20 protein-coding genes are annotated in these 20,192 nt (G+C 61.8%); 9 read left to right on the plus strand and 11 right to left on the minus strand.

The genetic code is table 11. The features are described 5' to 3' along the window. Positions 1 to 15: 15 nt before the first annotated feature. Genes phnL through phnP form a run of 4 tightly spaced genes read left to right on the plus strand, consistent with a single transcriptional unit; the run spans position 16 to position 3,176 of the window. Positions 16 to 735 carry a phosphonate C-P lyase system protein PhnL gene (phnL, locus tag ABTV29_RS07455; RefSeq protein WP_433769489.1) on the plus strand — a complete coding sequence of 240 codons (720 nt, stop codon included), beginning with the start codon at positions 16 to 18 and terminating at the stop codon, positions 733 to 735. Further along, complete coding sequence (locus ABTV29_RS07460) at positions 725 to 1,870, plus strand: alpha-D-ribose 1-methylphosphonate 5-triphosphate diphosphatase (RefSeq protein WP_433769490.1); 1,146 nt, start codon at positions 725 to 727, stop codon at positions 1,868 to 1,870. Before phnL ends, ABTV29_RS07460 begins: the two co-directional genes overlap by 11 nt. After that, entirely contained in the window at positions 1,870 to 2,436 is a 567-nt protein-coding gene (phnN, locus tag ABTV29_RS07465; RefSeq protein ID WP_433769491.1) for a phosphonate metabolism protein/1,5-bisphosphokinase (PRPP-forming) PhnN, read from the plus strand. Before ABTV29_RS07460 ends, phnN begins: the two co-directional genes overlap by 1 nt. Further along, the gene (gene phnP, locus ABTV29_RS07470; protein ID WP_433769492.1) at positions 2,427 to 3,176 is read left to right on the plus strand and encodes a phosphonate metabolism protein PhnP; all 750 of its coding nucleotides are present in this window, start codon (positions 2,427 to 2,429) and stop codon (positions 3,174 to 3,176) included. Before phnN ends, phnP begins: the two co-directional genes overlap by 10 nt. A gap of 154 nt (positions 3,177 to 3,330) precedes the next feature. Here phnP and ABTV29_RS07475 read toward each other — a convergent pair whose 3' ends face one another. Both ABTV29_RS07475 and ABTV29_RS07480 read right to left on the minus strand, forming a co-directional pair. Next, positions 3,331 to 4,218 carry a LysR family transcriptional regulator gene (locus ABTV29_RS07475; RefSeq protein WP_433769493.1) on the minus strand — a complete coding sequence of 296 codons (888 nt, stop codon included), beginning with the start codon at positions 4,216 to 4,218 and terminating at the stop codon, positions 3,331 to 3,333. Positions 4,219 to 4,398: 180 nt separating this feature from the next. Next, positions 4,399 to 5,604, minus strand: a complete 1,206-nt coding sequence (locus ABTV29_RS07480; RefSeq protein WP_433769494.1) for an MFS transporter — start codon at positions 5,602 to 5,604, stop codon at positions 4,399 to 4,401. 235 nt (positions 5,605 to 5,839) lie between these two features. Here ABTV29_RS07480 and ABTV29_RS07485 point away from each other — a divergent pair, with 235 nt between their 5' ends. Beyond that, entirely contained in the window at positions 5,840 to 6,469 is a 630-nt protein-coding gene (locus tag ABTV29_RS07485) for a hypothetical protein (RefSeq protein ID WP_433769495.1), read from the plus strand. A gap of 193 nt (positions 6,470 to 6,662) precedes the next feature. After that, positions 6,663 to 7,106 carry a hypothetical protein gene (locus ABTV29_RS07490; protein WP_433769496.1) on the plus strand — a complete coding sequence of 148 codons (444 nt, stop codon included), beginning with the start codon at positions 6,663 to 6,665 and terminating at the stop codon, positions 7,104 to 7,106. Between the two features lie 183 nt (positions 7,107 to 7,289). Here ABTV29_RS07490 and ABTV29_RS07495 read toward each other — a convergent pair whose 3' ends face one another. From ABTV29_RS07495 to gcl, 8 genes are all read right to left on the minus strand, one after another. Next, complete coding sequence (locus tag ABTV29_RS07495) at positions 7,290 to 8,285, minus strand: sulfate ABC transporter substrate-binding protein (RefSeq protein ID WP_433769497.1); 996 nt, start codon at positions 8,283 to 8,285, stop codon at positions 7,290 to 7,292. A 209-nt stretch (positions 8,286 to 8,494) separates the two neighbouring features. After that, the gene (locus tag ABTV29_RS07500; protein WP_433769498.1) at positions 8,495 to 9,319 is read right to left on the minus strand and encodes an ion transporter; all 825 of its coding nucleotides are present in this window, start codon (positions 9,317 to 9,319) and stop codon (positions 8,495 to 8,497) included. 21 nt (positions 9,320 to 9,340) lie between these two features. Next, positions 9,341 to 10,255, minus strand: a complete 915-nt coding sequence (locus tag ABTV29_RS07505) for an urea transporter (RefSeq protein ID WP_433769499.1) — start codon at positions 10,253 to 10,255, stop codon at positions 9,341 to 9,343. A gap of 190 nt (positions 10,256 to 10,445) precedes the next feature. After that, the gene (gene pyk, locus ABTV29_RS07510) at positions 10,446 to 11,861 is read right to left on the minus strand and encodes a pyruvate kinase (protein WP_433769500.1); all 1,416 of its coding nucleotides are present in this window, start codon (positions 11,859 to 11,861) and stop codon (positions 10,446 to 10,448) included. Beyond that, the gene (locus ABTV29_RS07515) at positions 11,851 to 13,131 is read right to left on the minus strand and encodes a glycerate kinase type-2 family protein (RefSeq protein ID WP_433769501.1); all 1,281 of its coding nucleotides are present in this window, start codon (positions 13,129 to 13,131) and stop codon (positions 11,851 to 11,853) included. Before ABTV29_RS07515 ends, pyk begins: the two co-directional genes overlap by 11 nt. A gap of 159 nt (positions 13,132 to 13,290) precedes the next feature. Further along, entirely contained in the window at positions 13,291 to 14,184 is an 894-nt protein-coding gene (locus tag ABTV29_RS07520) for a 2-hydroxy-3-oxopropionate reductase (protein ID WP_085648499.1), read from the minus strand. Positions 14,185 to 14,329: 145 nt separating this feature from the next. Next, entirely contained in the window at positions 14,330 to 15,112 is a 783-nt protein-coding gene (gene hyi, locus ABTV29_RS07525; RefSeq protein WP_433769502.1) for a hydroxypyruvate isomerase, read from the minus strand. Between the two features lie 142 nt (positions 15,113 to 15,254). Further along, positions 15,255 to 17,030: a glyoxylate carboligase gene (gcl, locus tag ABTV29_RS07530; protein WP_433769503.1), complete on the minus strand. Its 1,776-nt coding sequence runs from the start codon at positions 17,028 to 17,030 to the stop codon at positions 15,255 to 15,257. Positions 17,031 to 17,298: 268 nt separating this feature from the next. Between gcl and ABTV29_RS07535 the strand changes: the two genes are divergently transcribed. Both ABTV29_RS07535 and ABTV29_RS07540 read left to right on the plus strand, forming a co-directional pair. Next, positions 17,299 to 17,739, plus strand: coding sequence for a GlcG/HbpS family heme-binding protein (locus tag ABTV29_RS07535; protein WP_433769504.1), 441 nt, complete (start codon positions 17,299 to 17,301; stop codon positions 17,737 to 17,739). 193 nt (positions 17,740 to 17,932) lie between these two features. After that, entirely contained in the window at positions 17,933 to 18,391 is a 459-nt protein-coding gene (locus ABTV29_RS07540; RefSeq protein ID WP_433769505.1) for an REP-associated tyrosine transposase, read from the plus strand. A 106-nt stretch (positions 18,392 to 18,497) separates the two neighbouring features. Here ABTV29_RS07540 and ABTV29_RS07545 read toward each other — a convergent pair whose 3' ends face one another. Next, a complete protein-coding gene (locus ABTV29_RS07545) occupies positions 18,498 to 19,103 on the minus strand; it encodes a TetR/AcrR family transcriptional regulator (protein ID WP_433769506.1) in 606 nt (201 codons plus the stop codon). 134 nt (positions 19,104 to 19,237) lie between these two features. Here ABTV29_RS07545 and ABTV29_RS07550 point away from each other — a divergent pair, with 134 nt between their 5' ends. Continuing rightward, the gene (locus ABTV29_RS07550; protein ID WP_433769507.1) at positions 19,238 to 20,152 is read left to right on the plus strand and encodes a DUF808 domain-containing protein; all 915 of its coding nucleotides are present in this window, start codon (positions 19,238 to 19,240) and stop codon (positions 20,150 to 20,152) included. The last annotated feature ends 40 nt before the right edge of the window (positions 20,153 to 20,192 follow it).

Raw genomic sequence — 20,192 nt, forward strand, 5'->3', positions numbered from 1 at the left:
TGTGGAAACCGAGCGATGAATACCTTGATCGAGGTCCGTGACCTCTCGAAAACCTTCACCCTGCACCAGCAGAACGGCGTGATCCTCAATGTGTTGCGCGGGGTGGATTTCAGTGTGGCGGGCGGCGAATGCCTGGTGCTGCACGGCCAGTCCGGCGCCGGCAAAAGCACTTTGCTGCGCACCCTGTACGGCAACTACCTGCCGGCGGGCGGCAGCATCCGCGTGCAGCACGACGGCCAGTGGCTGGAGCTGGTGGGCGCCGAGCCCCGGGACATTCTCCAGGTGCGCCAGCGCACCCTGGGTTATGTCAGCCAGTTCCTGCGGGTGATCCCGCGAGTGGCCTGCCTGGACGTGGTGATGGAGCCGGCCCTGGCCCGTGGCTGGTCGAAAGACCTGGCGCAATCGCGCGCCGAACTGCTGCTCAGCCGCCTGAACATCCCGCAACGCCTGTGGCAACTCTCGCCCAACACCTTCTCCGGTGGCGAGCAGCAGCGGGTCAACATCGCTCGCGGGTTCATGGTGGCCTGGCCGGTGATGTTGCTCGACGAGCCGACGGCCTCCCTCGACGACAGCAACCGCCAGGTGGTGCTGGAGCTGATGAACGAAGCCAAGCAAGCCGGTGCCGCGCTGATCGGCATCTTCCACGACCGCGTCGCCCGCGAGGCGGTTGCCGATCGCCATCTCGACATGACTCCCAGTGCTGTGAACGACAAGGAATACGCCGATGCCCGTTGAACAGATCCTCAGCAATGCCCAACTGGTCACCGCTGACCGCGTGTTCTACGGCACCGTGCTGCTGCGCGACGGCTTGATTGCCGACATTGCCGAAGGCCCCAGCCGCCTGCCCCAGGCCCAGGACCTCAATGGCGATTTCCTGCTGCCGGGGCTGGTGGAGCTGCACACCGACAACCTGGAAAAACACATGACCCCGCGCCCCGGCGTGGACTGGCCGTCGCGCCCGGCGGTGCTCAGCCACGATGCGCAGATCATCGCGGCGGGCATAACCACGGTGTTCGACGCGGTGTCCATCGGCGACGTGAACCCCAAGGGCAATCGCATGCAGAAACTGCCGGCGATGCTCGAAGCGATCTCCAGTGCCTCGGATGCCGGGCTGACCCGTGCCGAGCACCGCCTGCACCTGCGCTGCGAGCTGTGCCACCCGGACACCCTGAGCGTGTTCCGAGACCTGGTGGAGAACCCGCTGGTGCAACTGGTGTCGGTGATGGACCATTCGCCGGGTCAGCGCCAATTCGTGCTGGAGTCCAAGTACCGTGAGTACTACATGGGCAAGTACCACCTGACGACGACGCAGATGGACGAATTCATCACCTTGCAGATGGCCAACTCCCGCCAGTACAGCGATCGCTATCGCGCGGCGATCGTCGAGCATTGCCTGGCCCGTGGCCTGTCGGTGGCCAGCCATGACGACGCGACCCTGGCCCACGTCGAGGAGTCGGCGCGCTACGGCATGACCATTGCCGAGTTCCCGACCACCGTCGAGGCGGCGCGCGGTTGCAAGGAGCGGAACATGAAAGTGTTGATGGGCGCGCCGAACATCGTGCGCGGCGGATCGCACTCGGGTAACGTGGCCGCCGCCGAGCTGGCTGAACAAGGGCTGCTGGATATTTTGTCCAGCGACTACTACCCGGCGAGCCTCTTGCAGGCGGCATTTGCCCTGGCGGCGCAGAGCGAGCGTATCGACCTGGCCGAAGCGATGCGCATGGTCAGCCTGGCCCCGGCCAGCGCCGCCGGGCTCGACGATCGCGGGCAGATTGCCAAGGGTTTGCGTGCGGATCTGGTGCAGGCCCGCAGCCAGGACGGTTTGCCGGTGGTCCAGCAAGTATGGCGACAAGCGAAGAGGGTGTTTTGATGTCGGGCAGGTTGATCTATCTCATCGGGCCTTCAGGTTCGGGCAAGGACAGCCTGCTGGATGCCGCACGCACGCGGTTGGCCGAACGTGGCTGCCGCATCGTGCGGCGGGTCATCACCCGTTCGGCCGAAGCGGTGGGCGAGGCGGCGTTGGGCGTCAGCATGCAGCAGTTCACTGAAATGCAGGCCCAGGGTGCATTTGCCCTGAGCTGGCAGGCCAATGGACTGGCCTATGGCATCCCGAAGGAAATCGACGATTGGCTGGCGGCGGGGGACGACGTGCTGATCAATGGCTCGCGCGGGCATCTGCCGCAGACCCGCGAGCGCTATCCGAACGTGCTGGTGGTGTTGCTAACCGTGGATGAGGCGGTGTTGCGCCAACGCCTGCTGGCGCGGGGGCGTGAGTCCGTGGCGGAAATCGATCAGCGGCTGGCGCGCAATGCCCGCTTCGGTGAACGCCTGCTGGCCGAGGACCCGAGCGTGCATCTGCTCGACAACTCCGGGTCGCTGGAGCGGACGGTCGACCGCCTGCTGGCCTGCATCGACGAGCCGCCCCTATGCGCCTGACGCTGCTCGGCACCGGCGATGCCCGGCAGGTTCCCGTCTATGGTTGCGAATGCCAGGCCTGCGTTCGCGCTCACATCGATGAACGCTGGCGCCGACGCCCTTGCTGTGCGCTGATCGAATGCGGCGACCAGCGCTGGCTGATCGACAGCGGCCTGCTGGACCTCACCGAACGCTTCCCGCCGCGCAGTTTCAACGGCATCTTCCAGACCCACTACCACGCTGACCATGCCCAGGGTCTGCTGCATTTGCGTTGGGGTCAGGGCCTAGTGATTCCGGTGCACGGCCCGGCGGACCCGGAAGGCCTGGCGGACCTCTACAAGCATCCGGGCATCCTGGATTTCAGCCAGCCGTTCGAGGCTTTCGAGACCCGTCTCTTCGGCAGTTTGAGCGTTACAGCCCTGCCGCTGCTGCATTCCAAGCCGACCCTCGGCTATCTGCTGGAGGGCGATGGACGGCGCATCGCCTACCTGACCGACACAGTGGGCCTGCCACCGGACACCACGGCACGCTTGCAACGCGAGGCACTGGACTTGCTGGTCCTCGACTGCTCGATGCCACCGCAACCCCAGGCACCGCGCAATCACAATGACCTGAACCTGGCGCTGCAGTGCATTGAAGCCTTGCGACCACAGGCGGCGGTGTTGACCCATGTCGGGCATACGCTGGATGCGTGGCTGATGGAGCATCGCGGGGAGCTGCCGGGGAATGTCAGTGTGGGATTTGATGGGTGTGTGCTGTAGGCGGGACTGAAAGGCGACTGGATTCTGCGGATAAACTCGATCCCTTTGTAGGAGCGAGCCTGCTCGCGAAAAACCTGAGGAGAACGCGATCATTCAGACGGGGCGCGTAATCGTTGGCGTCCATCGCGAGCAAGCTTCGCTCCTACAGGTGGGATCAGACCTGCTCAGCCAATAATCCCTGCACATATTCAACGAACGCCCGCGCCTTGGCGCTGGCCATCCTGCCCGTGGGGAAAACCGCCCACAGGTCCTGATTCGGCAGCGTCCAGTCGGACATCACCTCCCTGACCGCACCGCTGGCCAGTTCCGGCGCGAACATCCATTCGGAAGCCATGACCAGCCCCTGATGTGCCAGCACCGCTGCACGCAGGCCTTCGGCGGCATTGACGCGGATTCGACCGCTCATCATCACCGATTGTTCTTCGCCGGCCTTCCTGAATGACCAACTGGCCCCGCCCCCCAAGGTGTAGACGATTGCCTGGTGCTGACTCAGATCGGCAGGGCAGGCGGGTTCGCCGTGTTTGTCGAAATAGGCGGGCGTGCCGAGCACCACGCGTCGGCATTCGGCAATCTTGCGGGCGGTGAGGCCGGAGTCGCTCAAGGTACCCAGGCGCAGCGCAACGTCGACGCCTTCTTCCACCAGATTGACGTAGCGATCATCGAGCATCAGGTCGATGTTGAGTTGCGGGTTCTGCTCCAGAAACGGCCCCAGGTGCGGCACGATGTGCTGTCGGCCGAAGGTCACGGCGGCACACACGCGCAGGTTGCCGCTCAGGCCGCTGGCCGAACCGCGTGCAGCGTTGTCGGCCTCATCGGCTTCTTCGATGGCGCGCTTGGCCCGCTCGAAAAACGCCAGCCCGGCCTCGGTAGGGGTGAGGCCACGGGTCGAGCGCAACAGCAGCCGCACAGCCAGCCGCGATTCGAGCTGCGCGATGGTTTTCGACACGGCGGGCTGACCAATCCCCAGGCGCCGGGCCGCCGCGGAAAACGAACCGGTTTCCACCACGTAGACGAAGGTTTCCATTGCGGCCAAACGATCCATCGAGAGTCCTTTTACAAACTGAAAGTTGCACAAACCATTGTAGGAGCGAGCCTGCTCGCGATGTGGCCGGCACATCCAGCATCTTAGTTGCCTGACACGCCGCTATCGCGAGCAGGCTCGCTCCCACATTGAATCGCGATCAAATGTGGGAGCGAGCCTGCTCGCGAAGCTTTTTGGGGGTTATGCAGTAGCCAGCGAACGCTTCTGCGAAACACTCAAAAACCGCACCAAGGCCACCAGCGGAAACACACTGCCCACCACCACGATCCACAACCAGCCGCCATGCTCATACACCGCACTGGCCACCGAAGAGCCGAAGGCGCCGCCGATGAAGATGCTGGTCATGTACAGCGCGTTCAGGCGGCTGCGGCTCTTGGCGTCGAGGGCGTAGACCGCGCGCTGGCCGAGGACCATGTTCATCTGCACGCAGAAATCCAGTACCACGCCGGTCACGGCCAGGCCGATGACGCTGTAGGCCGGATGAATGAAGGCGGGGAGGAAGCTCAGGCTGGCGAACAGCAGGGCCAGCAAGGACGCGATGCGGGTGTGGCCGGCGTCGGCCAGGCGACCGGCGATGGGCGCGGCGATGGCACCGATCGCTCCGACCAGCGCGAAAATCGCGATCTGCGATTGCGACAGGCCATGGTTACGCGCCAGCTCCAGTGGCACCGCGGTCCAGAACAGGCTGAAGGTGGCGAACATGCAACCCTGGTAGAACGCGCGCTGACGCAACACCGGTTGCTGGCGCAGCAGCGTCCACAGCGAGCCGAGCAATTGCCCGTAAGTCGCGCTGTGATCAGGCTGACGCTTGGGAATGGTCACCGCCACCACGATGCTGATCGCCACCATCAACAGCGCCGCGAAGATAAACATCGCGCGCCAGCCAAAGTGGTCGGCGATCACGCTGGACACCGGTCGCGCCAACAGAATGCCCAGCAGCAGCCCGCCCATGATCCCGCCGACCACCCGGCCACGAGATTCCTCCGGCGCCAGGTGAGCGGCCAGCGGAATCAGGATCTGCACCGACACCGAGCTGAAGCCCACCAGCAACGAAACCAGCAAAAACACATTCGGCTGATCGGTGAACGCTGCGCCCATCAGGCTGGCAATCGCCACCAGGTTGGTGATGATCATCAAGCGGCGGTTTTCCAGCAGGTCTCCTAGCGGCACCAGGAAGAAAAGTCCCAACGCGTAGCCGATCTGGGTCAGCGAAACGATGAAGCTGGCCAGGGTGTTGCTCAGGCCGACGTCCGGTGCGATCAGGCCGATGATTGGCTGGGCGTAATAGAGGTTGCCCACGATCGCACCGCAGCAGAAGGCGAACAGCAGCACCATGCCTCGGGTCATTGTTATGGTGCCGTGGGGCACCTGGGTCGCTGGATTCATAACGTGTCTCGCTGAGCTGAAGAGAATGCGTGCAGGCTAATGGCCCGACCGGTGCGGCAGAAGAGGGATTGGGGTGATAGCAGTCATTCCGTTGCGGAATGAGTGACGAACGTGCGTGCCGTTTGCCGGCGAGCGTTGCGTCGAAAAGTCGTGGGCCGATGATACATTCACTTACATCTTGTTCGATAGCGTGCTTATGTTCTCTTTCCCGTTTTCGTCACAGGCAGGCACTTCCATGAATGCGATGTTTCGTCTCCTCGTTCGCGGTGTTTCGCTGGTCACGCTGGTGGGCTTGTTCAGCGCCGGGCTGGCCCAGGCTGAAGAGGCACCGGCCATGCGGATTGGCGTACGCGGCGAAATTACCGGCGTGAGTCCCGACCTTCTGAAGGTCCACGTCAACAGCGGCGAGAACGTGGTGATCAACCTGACCCCGGACACCAAGGTCCGCGCCGTCACCCTGGCCAATATCGAAGACATCAAGCCTGGCAGCTACATCGGTTCGGCGGCCATTCCTCAAGAGGATGGCAGCCTCAAGGCGCTGGAGGTCCATGTTTTCCCGCCGGAGCTGGCGGGCAGCGGCGACGGTCACCGGCCCTTCGACCTGGTCAAGGGCAGCAGCATGACCAACGGCAGCGTCGGCGATCTGGTGGTCAGCAATGGCCGGGTGCTGACCGTCAACTACAAGGGCGGCCAGCAGAAAATACTGGTGCCGGAAGACGTGCCGATCGTCAACCTGGTGCCGGGGGATCGCAGCCTGCTGAAAGTGGGGGTGAAGATCGTCACCTTTGTCACCCGCAGCGCTGACGGCACGCTCACCGCGCAATCGATTTCCGCCGGCAAGGATGGCGTGACACCGCCGATGTGACCTGTGGGAGCGAGCCTGCTCGCGAAAGCGGGGTGCCAGTCGAATTCGATGTTGATTGGCACACCGCATTCGCGAGCAGGCTCGCTCCCACAAGGTACCTACCGACCATCCGAAGAAATGCCAGCTTTGCGGTGACGGCTAGAATCTACAGGGGGATCACTTCAACGCGTCCTTACAAAGCGGGAGTATCACGATGAAAATCGTATCTTCGCTGGCGTTGGTGGTAGCGGTTGGGACGATCTCCGGGTGCTCTACAGTGCCTGATCGCCAGGTCACCAACGTTCCCCTGAACGCTACACCCATCAATGCCGGGAAAATCGCCCGGCCCATCATGATGTCCGAAGGCAATGCAACGGTGTTCTGGTTCGCTGTCAGTGGCGAGAGCATGGGCAGCGCGCTGCCGGGTCGTTTGCTGGCTTACATCTATCCGGGCAGCTGTTCGAGCCTGGGGGCCAAGCCGGTCTATGACATGAACGACGGTCCGAATGCGCGATTCTATTCGCAGTCCTCGTACCAGTATTTCTGGAAGAGCGCACCGGTCGCCTACGAGACGCTTCGAGCGGGCGGCTATGCGTTGGTGGTGCGCGAAAGCCCGGCCGATGGTCACCAGGCGATTTTCTGCGGCAACCTGACCTGAAACACACACCAACACTGTGGGAGCGAGCCTGCTCGCGATGGACTCGAGAGCGCCGCATTTATTCAGAAAACACGCGTTATCGTTAACGCCCATCGCGAGCAGGCTCGCTCCTACAGGAGTTCGGCGTTTTACCGACAAAAAAGGCGACCTCTTCAGGTCGCCTTTTTCATTGCCGCTCAGTGCTTACTGGGCGTAAATCTGATCGAAAACCCCGCCATCATTGAAGTGGGTTTTCTGCACGGTACGCCAGTCGCCGAAGGTCTTCTCGACCGACAGGAAGTCCACTTTCGGAAAGCGGTCGGTGTACTTGACCAGTACCGCAGGATCCCGTGGGCGCAGGTAGTTGGCGGCGGCGATTTCCTGGCCTTCCGGCGACCACAGGTACTTCAGGTATTCCTCGGCGGCAGCGCGGGTGCCTTTCTTGTCGACCGACTTGTCGACCACCGACACCGGTGGCTCTGCTTCGGCGGAGACGCTTGGGTAGATCACTTCGAACTGGTCGCGGCCGAACTCGCGGGCAATCATTTCCGCTTCGTTTTCGAAGGTCACCAGCACGTCGCCGATCTGGTTGGTCATGAAGGTAGTGGTGGCGGCGCGGCCACCGGTATCGAGCACCGGCGCCTGCTTGAACAGCTTGCCGACGAATTCCTTGGCCTTGTTCTCGTCACCGCCGTTTTTCAGCACGTAGCCCCAGGCCGACAGGTAGGTGTAGCGACCGTTACCCGAGGTCTTCGGGTTCGGCACGACCACTTGCACGCCGTCCTTGAGCAGGTCCGGCCAATCCTTGAGGGCTTTCGGGTTGCCTTTGCGGACGATGAACACGGTGGCCGAGGTGAACGGCGCGCTGTTGTTCGGCAGGCGGGTGACCCAGTTGTCCGGAACCAGTTTGCCGTTGTCCGCCAGGGCGTTGATATCGGTGGCCATGTTCATGGTGATCACGTCAGCCGGCAGGCCGTCGATGACCGAGCGCGCCTGTTTGCTGGAGCCGCCGAAGGACATCTGCAGGGTGATGTTTTCGTTGTGCTCGGCTTGCCAGTGTTTCTGGAACGCAGTGTTGTAGTCCTTGTAGAAATCGCGCATCACGTCGTAGGAAACGTTGAGCAGGGTCGGTGCGGCCTGGGCCATGCTGGTCAGGGCCAGACCCGCGGCAAGGAGTGAGGCGCCAAAGATTTTTTTCACTGCGAATTCCTTGTTCTGTGTGTGTAGGAGCGAGCATGCTCGCGATGGACGTCAACGATAACGCTGGCAACCTGACACCCTGCGGTGTTCTGTCGTCCATCGCGAGCATGCTCGCTCCTACAGGTGATTTGTTTGTAGAGAGCGATACCATTTTGCCAGCGACTATAGCCGGGCACGCATAGTCATTTAAAGATTAAAAAGCTCTTTGCTTATTCCATTTTCTTGAACAGTGCATTGCCGCAGCGCGAGCAGAACGATGCTTCGTGTTCGTGACTGTTTTTCTTGCAGACCGGGCAGTCGTGTTGCAGTTGACCGCCGCGCATGGCGGTGGCCAGCTCGGCGGTAAAGATGCCGGTGGGCACGGCGATGATGGAGTAACCGGTGATCATCACCATCGAAGAGATCACTTGGCCCAATACGGTCTTGGGCACGATGTCGCCATAACCGACGGTCGTCAGCGTCACGATGGCCCAGTAGATGCCCTTGGGAATGCTGGTGAACCCGTGCTGCGGGCCTTCGACCACATACATCAGCGTGCCGAACACCGTGACCAGGGTGCAGACGCTGAGCAGGAACACGAGGATTTTCTGCTTGCTGCCGCGCAGGGCATCGAGCAGGTAGTGGGCCTGTTTGAGGTACGGACCGAGCTTGAGCACGCGGAAAATCCGCAGCATCCGGATGATCCGGATAATCAGCAGGTACTGGGCATCGGCGTAATAGAGGGCGAGGATGCCGGGCACGATGGCCAGCAAATCCACCATCCCGTAAAAACTGAAGGCATAGCGCAGCGGCTTGGGTGAGCAGTACAGGCGCAGGATGTACTCGCCAAGAAAGATGACCGTGAAACCCCACTCGATGTACGCCAGCACGTCGGCGTAGTTCTTGTGGACGGTGTCGATGCTGTCGAGCATCACGATCACCAGGCTGGCGAGGATGATCAACAGCAAAATGCCGTCGAAACGCCTGCCAGCCTTGGTGTCGGTCTGGAAAATCATGACGTAGAGCTGTTCACGCCAGTTTTTGCTGCTGTCCATGGATAACGCCTGACTCGAAGATCAGCGCAGCCTAGGTTGATTGTCCCCGTGAGCGCAAGGCGCGTTATCGACAGCGGTTTTGCCGAGCATCTGGATGCCGGTGCGGATCAGCCAGCAGGCGAGGATGAACGGTGCGGTCAGCGTGGCCAGGCCCAGGGCGGCGAACAGCGGCGTCAGCAACAGCGCCATGACGATGCCGACCAGTGGCAGCCAGGGATGCTGGCGTTGCGTGCTGAATGCCAGTGCGGCCAGCACCGCGTTGTAGCCGCCAAGGCCCTGCAGTGCAGTGCCTGTTTCGTGATGCAGCAGGCTGGAGCCCAGGCCGATGGCCGATGCCAGCAGCGCCCAGCCAAAGGCCCGGCGATCGGCGATCAGCAAACCGGCGGCAATCATCGCACCGGCCAACGGATGGTCGAGGAACATCACCTGGCCGATGCCCTTGAGCAGCGCGGCAAGCAGGTTCGTGGTGTTCAAGTCAATCAGGGGTGACGCTGTGGACGGTTCGGCAAAACACAGCAGCAACCAGCTCAGGCCCACGAACGGCGCGGTATAGGCGGGCACGCATTGATTGACGCGGGCGCGCTTGAGCCACTGCTGGGTGATGATCGCACTCAGGCCGCCGGCCGCCAGAATCAGCGGCGGCATCATGGCCGACCAGGGGAAATACAGGCTCAGCAGCAGGCCCAGCAGCACGCCGTTGTAGCTGAACAATCCAGCCTGGCGATCGGCCTTTGCATAGTTGCGCCGCTGTGCGGTGAGCAACCCGGCGACACCACCGAGCAACGCACCGCCAAGCAGCGCAGGCGCAGTGAACAGGATGGCTGACAGGCACAGCAGGCCGCAGAGCGGATGGCGCTGAAGGAATATTTGACTGAAGCCGTTGAGAAAGGCCTCGGCCCAGTCGGGGCAGTGGGTGTTGAAGTGATTGGCAGGCATGATGAAGTCTGGGGGCAGTGGAAAATCAAAGGTGTTGCACAAACTCTGTGGCGAGGGAGCTTGCTCCCGCCGGGCTGCGAAGCTGCCCCGAAATCGGTGAATGCGGTTTCTCTGTGGAACCCGTCATGCCGAAGCGACGACTGCTACGCAGTCGAGCGGGAGCAAACTCCCTCGCCACAGGTGTTATTGCTTAGATCAATGTTTCGATACGCAAGGAGTTAGTCGACCCAGGTTGCCCAAACGGCACACCCGCAGTGATCAATAACGTGTCGCCACGCTCGGCCATGCCCTGGGCCTGGGCAATTTCCAGCGCGGTGGAACACACTTCATCCACCTGACGCAGGCGATCATTGACCACCGAGTGCACGCCCCAGGCCACGGTCAGGCGGCGAGCGGTTTGCAGATTCGGCGTGAGGTTGAGGATCGGCACCGTCGGCCGTTCCCGCGCGGCGCGCAAGCTCGACGCGCCCGACTCGCTGTAATTGACCAGCACCGCCACCGGCAACACGTTGCTGATGCGGCGGATCGCGCAACTGATTGCATCGGACACCGTGGCTTCGGCTTTCGGCCGGCTGACGTCGAGCTGGGCCTGATAGTCCGGGCCGTTTTCCACCTGGCGGATGATCTTGCTCATCATCTGCACGGCTTCCAGCGGGTATTCGCCGGACGCGGTCTCCGCCGACAGCATCACGGCGTCGGCACCTTCGGCCACGGCGTTGGCCACGTCCGTGACTTCGGCGCGGGTCGGTGCCGGGGAGAAGCGCATGGATTCGAGCATCTGCGTCGCCACCACCACCGGTTTACCGAGCTGGCGGCAAGTGCCGATGATGTTCTTCTGGATCTGCGGCACGCTTTCGGCCGGTACTTCCACGCCCAGATCACCGCGGGCGACCATGATCGCGTCGCTCAATTCGGCGATCTCACGCAGTTGTTCGACGGCCGATGGCTTCTCGATCTTGGCCATCAGGAAGGCCTTGTCACCGATCAGCGTACGGGCCTCGCGGATGTCGTCCGGACGCTGCACGAACGACAGCGCCACCCAGTCCACACCCAGTTCCAGGCCGAAACTCAGGTCGCGGCGATCCTTGGCGGTCAGCGGGCTGAGGTCGAGCACCGCTTGCGGCACGTTCACGCCTTTACGGTCCGACAGTTCGCCGCCGTTGAGCACCGTGGTGTCGATGGCATCGGCGTATTTCGTCACCACGCGCAGGCGCAGTTTGCCGTCGTCCAGCAGCAGGTCCATGCCCGGCTCCAGCGCCGCGATGATTTCCGGATGCGGCAGATTGACCCGGCGCTCATCGCCCGGCGTTGCATCGAGGTCCAGGCGCAAAGCCTGACCGCGAACCAGCTGCACCTTGCCCTCGGCGAACTTGCCGACCCGCAGTTTCGGGCCTTGCAGGTCCATCAGGATGCCCAGCGGATAATTGAGCTGGCGCTCGACTTCGCGAATCCACTGGTAGCGCTGGGCGTGGTCGGCGTGATCGCCGTGGCTGAAGTTCAGGCGAAAGATGTTGACCCCGGCCTGCACCAGCTCACGAATGTCGTCGATTCCGCCAATGGCGGGGCCCAGCGTGGCGAGAATTTTGACTTTCTTATCAGGCGTCATGTTTAGGGCTCTCGAGAATCAGGATGGCGCGGAAGTCGTTGACGTTGGTGCGGGTCGGCTCGGTGACGATCAATGCATCCAGCGCCTGGAAGTAGCCATAGCCATTGTTGTTGTCCAGTTCGTCGCTGGCGCTCAGGCCCAGTGCGGCGGCGCGGGCGTAGCTGTCCGGGGTCATGATCGCGCCGGCGTTGTCTTCGGAGCCGTCGATACCATCGGTGTCACCGGCCAGCGCGTAGACACCGGGCAGGCCCTTGAGACTGTCGGTCAGGCTCAGCAGAAACTCGGCGTTGCGTCCGCCACGGCCATTGCCGCGCACGGTGACGGTGGTTTCGCCGCCCGACAGAATCACGCAGGGCGCGGCCAGGGGCTGGCCGTGCTGCACCACCTGACGGGCGATACCGGCGTGGACCTTCGCCACTTCGCGGGATTCACCTTCCAGGTCGCCGAGGATCAGCGGGCTGAACCCGGCCTGACGGCATTTCACCGCCGCCGCTTCCAGTGACTGTTGCGGGCGGGCGATCAACTGGAAGTGGCTGCGGGCCAAGCTCGGGTCGCCGGGTTTGACGGTTTCCGATTCCGGGTTTTGCAGCCAGGTGCGCACGGAGACGGGAACGTCGATGTTGTAGCGCTTGAGGATCGCCAGCGCTTCGGCCGAGGTGCTCGGGTCGGCCACGGTGGGACCGGAAGCGATGACCGTGGCGAGGTCGCCCGGTACATCGGAAATCGCATAGGTATAAACAGTGGCAGGCCAGCAGGCCTTGCCCAGGCGCCCGCCCTTGATCGCCGAGAGGTGCTTGCGCACGCAGTTCATCTCGCCGATGGTGGCGCCGGATTTGAGCAGGGCCTTGTTGATCGCCTGCTTGTCGGCCAGGGTGATGCCGGCGGCTGGCAGGGCCAGCAGCGCTGAACCGCCACCGGACAGCAGGAAGATCACGCGGTCGCTTTCCGTCAGGTTGCTGACCAGCTCGAATACGCGTTTGGCCACGGCCTGGCCGGCGGCGTCTGGCACGGGGTGCGCAGCCTCGACCACTTCGATTTTTTCGCAGGGGGCGCCGTGACCGTAACGCGTCACCACCAGACCGGACACTTCACCCTGCCAGCAGCGCTCGACCACCTGGGCCATGGCGGCCGCGGCCTTGCCGGCACCGATGACGATTACCCGACCGGTTCGATCGGCAGGCAGATGGGCTTCGAGGACTTGTTGCGGATGGGCCGCGTCGATGGCTGTGGCGAACAGCTCGCGCAGGAATTGTTGCGGATCGACCGACATGGCGGGCTCCCGGAATTCTTGTTATTTGAAGGGCAACTCGGGTTACCTGTGGGAGCGAGCCTGCTCGCGATGAAATCACCGAGGTGTACCTACCACACCTTGGTGCCTGAATCGCGAGCAGGCTCGCTCCCACAGGTTTGATGCAGGTTCGGGCAGGGCTTACTTCTTGTCGCGAATCGAGAAGTTCGCCATGTGTTCCAGGCCCTTGATCAGCGCCGAGTGGTCCCAGTTGCTGCCACCGATGGCCGCGCAGGTGCTGAACACTTGCTGGGCGTTGGCGGTGTTCGGCAGGTTGATGTTCAGTTCCTTGGCGCCTTGCAGGGCCAGGTTCAGGTCCTTCTGGTGCAGGCTGATGCGGAAGCCCGGATCGAAGGTGCCCTTGATCATGCGCTCGCCGTGCACTTCGAGGATCTTGGACGACGCGAAACCGCCCATCAGCGCTTCACGCACCTTGGCTGGATCGGCACCGTTTTTCGAAGCGAACAGCAGGGCTTCGGCCACGGCCTGGATGTTCAGCGCGACGATGATCTGGTTCGCCACTTTCGCGGTCTGACCGTCACCGTTGCCACCGACCAGGGTGATGTTCTTGCCCATGGCCTGGAACAGCGGCAGGGCGCGTTCGAAGGCATCGGCATCGCCGCCGACCATGATGCTCAGGGTCGCGGCCTTGGCGCCGACTTCACCGCCGGACACCGGTGCGTCGAGGTATTGCGCGCCTTTTTCGTTGATTTTCGCGGCGAAGGCTTTGGTCGCGGTGGGCGAGATCGAGCTCATGTCGATCACCACTTTGCCCTTGCCGATGCCGGCAGCGACGCCGTCGGCGCGGAACAGTACGTCATCGACCTGCGGGGTATCAGGGACCATGACGATGATGAATTCGGCTTCCTGGGCGACTTCCTTCGGGTTGGCCAGGGCGACGGCGCCAGCGGCGACCAGATCGGCTGGGGCAGCGTCGTGGTGCGCGGACAGGAACAGGCTGTGACCGGCTTTCTGCAGGTTCGCCGCCATTGGGTGGCCCATGATGCCGGTGCCGATGAATCCGATTTTAGCCATGAGAAAATCCTCTTGTTTTTGTGTTGCTGCTTATCTGTAGGAGCGAGCATGCTCGCGATGGACGTCAACGATAATGCGGGCCGTCTGATGCCCCGCGTTGTCTGGGCCTACATCGCGAGCATGCTCGCTCCTACAGGGAGCTGCGTTAGATCGCGTTATGGGTTTTGAGCCAGCCCAGACCCGCTTCGGTGGTGGTCAGTGGCTTGTATTCGCAGCCAACCCAACCCTGATAACCGATGCGGTCCAGGTGTTCGAACAGGAAGCGGTAGTTGATTTCACCGGTGCCTGGTTCGTTACGCCCCGGGTTGTCGGCCAACTGGATGTGGTTGATCTCGCCCAGGTGCGATTGCATGGTGCGGGCCAGGTCGCCCTCCATGATTTGCATGTGATAGATGTCGTATTGCAGGAACAGGTTGGCGCTGCCGACCTGCTCGCGAATCGACAGGGCTTGCGCCGTGTTGTTCAGGTAGAAGCCGGGGATGTCGCGGGTGTTGATCGCTTCCATCACCAGTTTGATGCCCGCTGCCTGCAGCTTGTCGGCCGCGTACTTGAGGTTGGCGACGAAGGTTTTTTCCACGGTGGCATCGTCGACGCCCTGTGGACGGATACCGGCCAGGCAGTTGACCTGGGTGTTGCCCAGCACTTGCGCGTAGGCGATGGCCAGATCGACACCGGCGCGGAACTCTTCAACCCGGTCCGGCAGGCACGCGATACCGCGCTCGCCCTTGGCCCAGTCGCCGGCCGGCAGGTTGAACAGCACTTGGGTCAGACCGTTGGCATCGAGCTTGGCCTTGATTTCAGCCGAGTTGAAATCGTACGGGAACAGGTATTCGACACCACTGAAGCCGGCCTTGGCGGCCGCTTCGAAACGGGCGAGAAAGTCCTGTTCGGTGAACAGCATGGACAGGTTGGCTGCGAAACGCGGCATGGTGGTCTCCTGTGAATATGTGCAGTCCCCCTGTAGGAGTGAGCCTGCTCGCGATAGCGGTGTGTCAGTCAACACGGATGTTGAATGTGCCGGCCTCATCGCGAGCAGGCTCGCTCCTACAGGGAGAGTGATCAGCTGTTAGTTAATCGAGCAACGAAATCGCAGTAGGCGCGTCGTTGCCGACCAGCGCCAGGTCTTCGAATTCGTTGACGGCGTTGATCTCGGTGCCCATGGAAATGTTGGTCACGCGCTCCAGAATAACCTCGACAATCACCGGAACCTTGAACTCTTCGATCATCTCTTGAGCCTTGCGCAGGGCAGGGGCGATGTCGGCAGGTTCGAACACACGCAGTGCCTTGCAACCCAGGCCCTCGGCAACCGCGACGTGATCGACGCCATAACCGTTGAGTTCCGGCGCGTTCAGGTTATCGAAGGACAGTTGTACGCAGTAGTCCATCTCGAAACCGCGCTGCGCCTGGCGAATCAGGCCCAGGTACGAGTTGTTCACCACGACATGGATGTACGGCAGCTTGAACTGCGCGCCCACTGCCAGCTCTTCGATCATGAACTGGAAGTCGTAGTCGCCCGACAGCGCGACAACTTTGCGGCTCGGATCAGCCTTGACCACGCCCAGCGCCGCCGGAATGGTCCAGCCCAACGGGCCCGCCTGGCCGCAGTTGATCCAGTGACGCGGCTTGTAGACGTGCAGGAACTGCGCGCCGGCAATCTGCGACAGGCCGATGGTGCTGACGTAGCAAGTGTCCTTGCCGAACACCTGGTTCATTTCTTCGTAAACGCGCTGCGGCTTGACCGGCACGTTGTCGAAGTGGGTCTTGCGCTGCAGGCTGGCTTTGCGCTGCTGGCAGTCTTGCAGCCAGGCACTGCGGTTTTTCAGCTTGCCGGCGGCTTGCCATTCGCGAGCGACTTCGAGGAACACGGTCAGCGCGGCAGCGGCGTCGGACACGATGCCCAGGTCCGGGGTGAACACGCGACCGATCTGGGTCGGTTCGATATCAACGTGAATGAACTTGCGGCCTTCGGTGTAGACGTCGACCGAACCGGTGTGACGGTTGGCCCAGCGGTTACCCACGCCCAGTACCAGGTCGGACTTGAGCAGGGTGGCGTTGCCGTAGCGGTGCGAAGTCTGCAGACCGACCATGCCGACCATCTGTGGGTGATCGTCAGGAATGGTGCCCCAGCCCATCAGGGTCGGGATGACCGGGATGCCGGTCAGCTCGGCGAATTCCACCAGCAGGTCGCTGGCGTCGGCATTGATGATGCCACCACCGGCCACCAGCAATGGGCGTTCGGCCTGATCGAGCATTGCCAGGGCTTTTTCCACCTGAACGCGGGTCGCGCTCGGCTTGGCCAGTGGCAGCGGCTGGTAGGCGTCGATATCGAATTCGATTTCCGCCATCTGTACGTCGAACGGCAGGTCGATCAGCACCGGGCCTGGACGGCCGGAGCGCATTTCATAGAAGGCTTTCTGGAACGCGTAAGGCACCTGGCCCGGCTCCAGAACGGTGGTCGCCCACTTGGTTACCGGCTTGACGATGCTGGTGATGTCGACAGCCTGGAAGTCTTCCTTGTGCAGACGGGCGCGGGGTGCCTGGCCGGTGATGCAAAGGATCGGGATCGAGTCGGCCGAGGCGCTGTAGAGCCCGGTGACCATGTCGGTGCCGGCAGGGCCGGAGGTGCCAATGCACACGCCGATGTTGCCGGCCTTGGTGCGGGTGTAGCCCTCGGCCATGTGCGACGCGCCTTCAACGTGTCGAGCGAGGACGTGATCGATGCCGCCGACCTTTTGCAGGGCGGAGTACAGCGGGTTGATGGCGGCACCGGGGATGCCAAAAGCGGTATCGACCCCTTCACGGCGCATCACCAGAACGGCGGCTTCGATTGCTCTCATTTTGCTCATGGTTTTGTGCCTCTTTACGTTTTGTAATTGTATACAAGTGGCTTTGCGCTGAGTGTATTCACGGTGGATGGCGCAGGTCAATCCATTTTCTCAAGCAACCGTTTCATTCGTCGGAAGCCCTATTCACTGTGGCTTTTCGTCGCATGTGGCGCTTTTCTAGAATTATTGTATACAAAAAAATAATTCATTGTGTTCTATTTGTCGCATCGGGCTGCGGCACAAAGAAGCAGCCCAACGGCTTTCCGAAAAACAAAATGAGGACGGCACCATGAGCGCTTTAACCTTGAAAGTCGCAGTCAAACTGGTCGACGAGGCCATCAACGCAGGGCGGGCAATCTCCGCTGCGCCCCTGACCATCGCGGTACTGGATGCCGGTGGGCACCTGGTTACCCTGCAGCGCGAAGACGGCGCCAGCCTGCTGCGTCCGCAAGTCGCCATCGGCAAGGCCTGGGGCGCCATCGCCCTGGGCAAGGGCTCACGCCTGCTGGCCCTGGACGCCCAACAACGCCCGGCCTTCATCGCCGCCTTGAACAGCCTGGGCCAGGGCAGCGTCGTGCCGGCACCGGGCGGCGTGCTGATTCGCGATCAGGCCGGGATTGTGCTGGGGGCGGTGGGGATCAGCGGGGATCTGTCGGATGTGGATGAGCAGTGTGCGATCAATGCGATCGAGGCGTTGGGGTTGAGGGCGGATGCGGGGGTTGTTGCTTGATCTTCAGCGACTGACTAACCGCTATCGCGAGCAGGCTCACTCCCACAGAAGTTTGCAGGCACAGAAGATCCACTGTGGGAGCGAGCCTGCTCGCGATAGCTATCTACCAGACACATCCAGCGAAAAGTCTGCCCCATCCTCTGGCAGACACAGGTCTAGCCTTTCATGAATTGATCATGAACCAGGCAAGGGAGTGTCTGATTTGCCAGCTTCTCATCGCTTGCGCACAGGCCGGTATGGCGAGTTGAACCGGATCTATCTGCTGACAACCAATACCTTCGAAAGAGAACCGGTATTTCAGGATTTTGTCCTGGGTCGGCTTATTGTTGATCAGTTTCGTCAAGCTCAGGACTCGCGCAGGGCAATTTCACTCGCTTGGGTAGTCATGCCCGATCACTTTCATTGGTTGATCGATCTGCAGCAAGGCTCACTGAGTGAGCTGATGCAAAGGGTCAAATCCCTGAGTACCAAAGCAGTGAACCTGTCTACTGGTCGCAAGATCAGTCTGTGGCAGCAAGGTTTTCATGATCGAGCACTGCGGCGGGAGGAGGATTTGGTGAAGCTGGCTCGGTATGTCGTGGCCAACCCACTGAGGGCTGGGCTGGTGGAGAAGCTTGGTGACTATCCGCTGTGGGATGCCATTTGGGTTTGAGCTGAAACCGAGTGGCATTCATCGCGAGCAGGCTCGCTCCCACAGGGGGAGGTGGGAAGCCCTTTGTGGGAGCGAGCCTGCTCGCGAATAGCCACACCGCGGTCTTTCAGTCTGGCTCACACCCCTTGAGCACCAACCGAGTGATCGTCTGCGCCGCCGCTTCATAATCCTCTTCATCCAGCCTGGCCTTGCCGGTAATGGCGGTGATCTGCCAGTCGAAGTCGGCGTAGGTCTGGGTCGCGGCCCAGATGCTGAACATCAGGTGATTGGGGTCGATGGGGGCGATCTGGCCGCGGTCGATCCAGGTCTGGATGCAGTCGATGTTGTGCTTGGCCTGGCTGTTGAGCTGTTCGACCAGGTCGGAGCTCAGGTGCGGTGCGCCGTGCATGATTTCGCTGGCAAATACCTTGGAAGCAAAAGGCAGATCGCGGGAAATACGGATTTTCGAGCGGATGTAGCCGCTCAGCACTTCGCTGGGCACACCGTCAGGATTGAACGGAGTCGAGGCCTGCAAAATAGGCTCGATGATGCTCTCCAGGACCTCGCGGTAGAGGTTTTCCTTGGATTTGAAGTAGTAGTAGACGTTGGGCTTGGGCAATCCCGCCTTGGCTGCGATGTCGCTGGTTTTGGTCGCAGCGAAGCCCTTGTCGGCAAATTCTTCACTGGCGGCACGCAGGATCAGTTGTTTGTTGCGCTCGCGGATGGTGCTCATAAACCAGGTGGTTCCTTGCCTGTTCTGGCGGTGGCGCATGGTAGCACCGGCCTTTGGCGGCGCTCAAGAATGCTCCGTGCGGCGCGCGGCCGCGCTATGCTGCACGGCATTCATTAAAGAAGGAAAACCGATTCATGGCAGGAAGCAGTTTGCTGGTGCTGATCGACGACATTGCAGCGGTGCTGGACGACGTTGCGTTGATGACCAAGATGGCCGCCAAGAAGACTGCCGGCGTATTGGGCGATGATTTGGCGCTCAATGCCCAGCAGGTCAGTGGCGTGCGGGCCGAACGGGAAATTCCGGTGGTCTGGGCGGTGGCCAAGGGTTCGTTCATCAACAAACTGATCCTTGTGCCGTCGGCATTGGCCATCAGCGCCTTCGTCCCGTGGCTGGTCACCCCCTTGCTGATGGTCGGCGGTGCGTACCTGTGCTTCGAAGGCTTCGAGAAACTGGCCCACAAGTTCCTGCACAGCAAGGCTGAGGATCAGGCCGAACATGCCGAGTTGGTGGAAGCCGTGGCCGACCCGGCGGTGGATCTGGTGGCCTTCGAAAAGGACAAGATCAAGGGCGCGATCCGTACCGACTTCATTCTCTCGGCGGAAATCATCGCCATCACGCTGGGTGTCGTGGCTGAATCGGCGCTTGCCCAGCAAGTCGTCGTGCTGTCCGGCATCGCCATCGTCATGACTATTGGGGTCTATGGCCTGGTAGCGGGTATCGTCAAGCTGGATGACCTCGGGTTGTGGCTGACACAAAAACCGGGGCAGATGGCCAAAAGCATCGGAAACGGGATTCTGCGTGCGGCGCCGTACATGATGAAAAGCCTGTCGGTGATCGGTACCGCGGCGATGTTCCTGGTGGGTGGCGGGATCCTGACCCACGGCGTGCCGGTGGTGCATCACTGGATCGAGAGTGTCAGCGCAGGGGCGGGCGGTGCCGGGTTTATCGTGCCGACGCTGCTAAACGCGGTGGCGGGGATTGTGGCGGGGGCAGTGGTGTTGGCGGGTGTGATGGTTGTTGGCAGGATCTGGAAGATCCTGAAAGGCTAAGGCCAACACATAACAAATGTGGGAGTGAGCCTGCTCGCGA

Source organism: Pseudomonas putida (assembly GCF_050989985.1).
Lineage (GTDB): Bacteria > Pseudomonadota > Gammaproteobacteria > Pseudomonadales > Pseudomonadaceae > Aquipseudomonas > Aquipseudomonas putida_AI.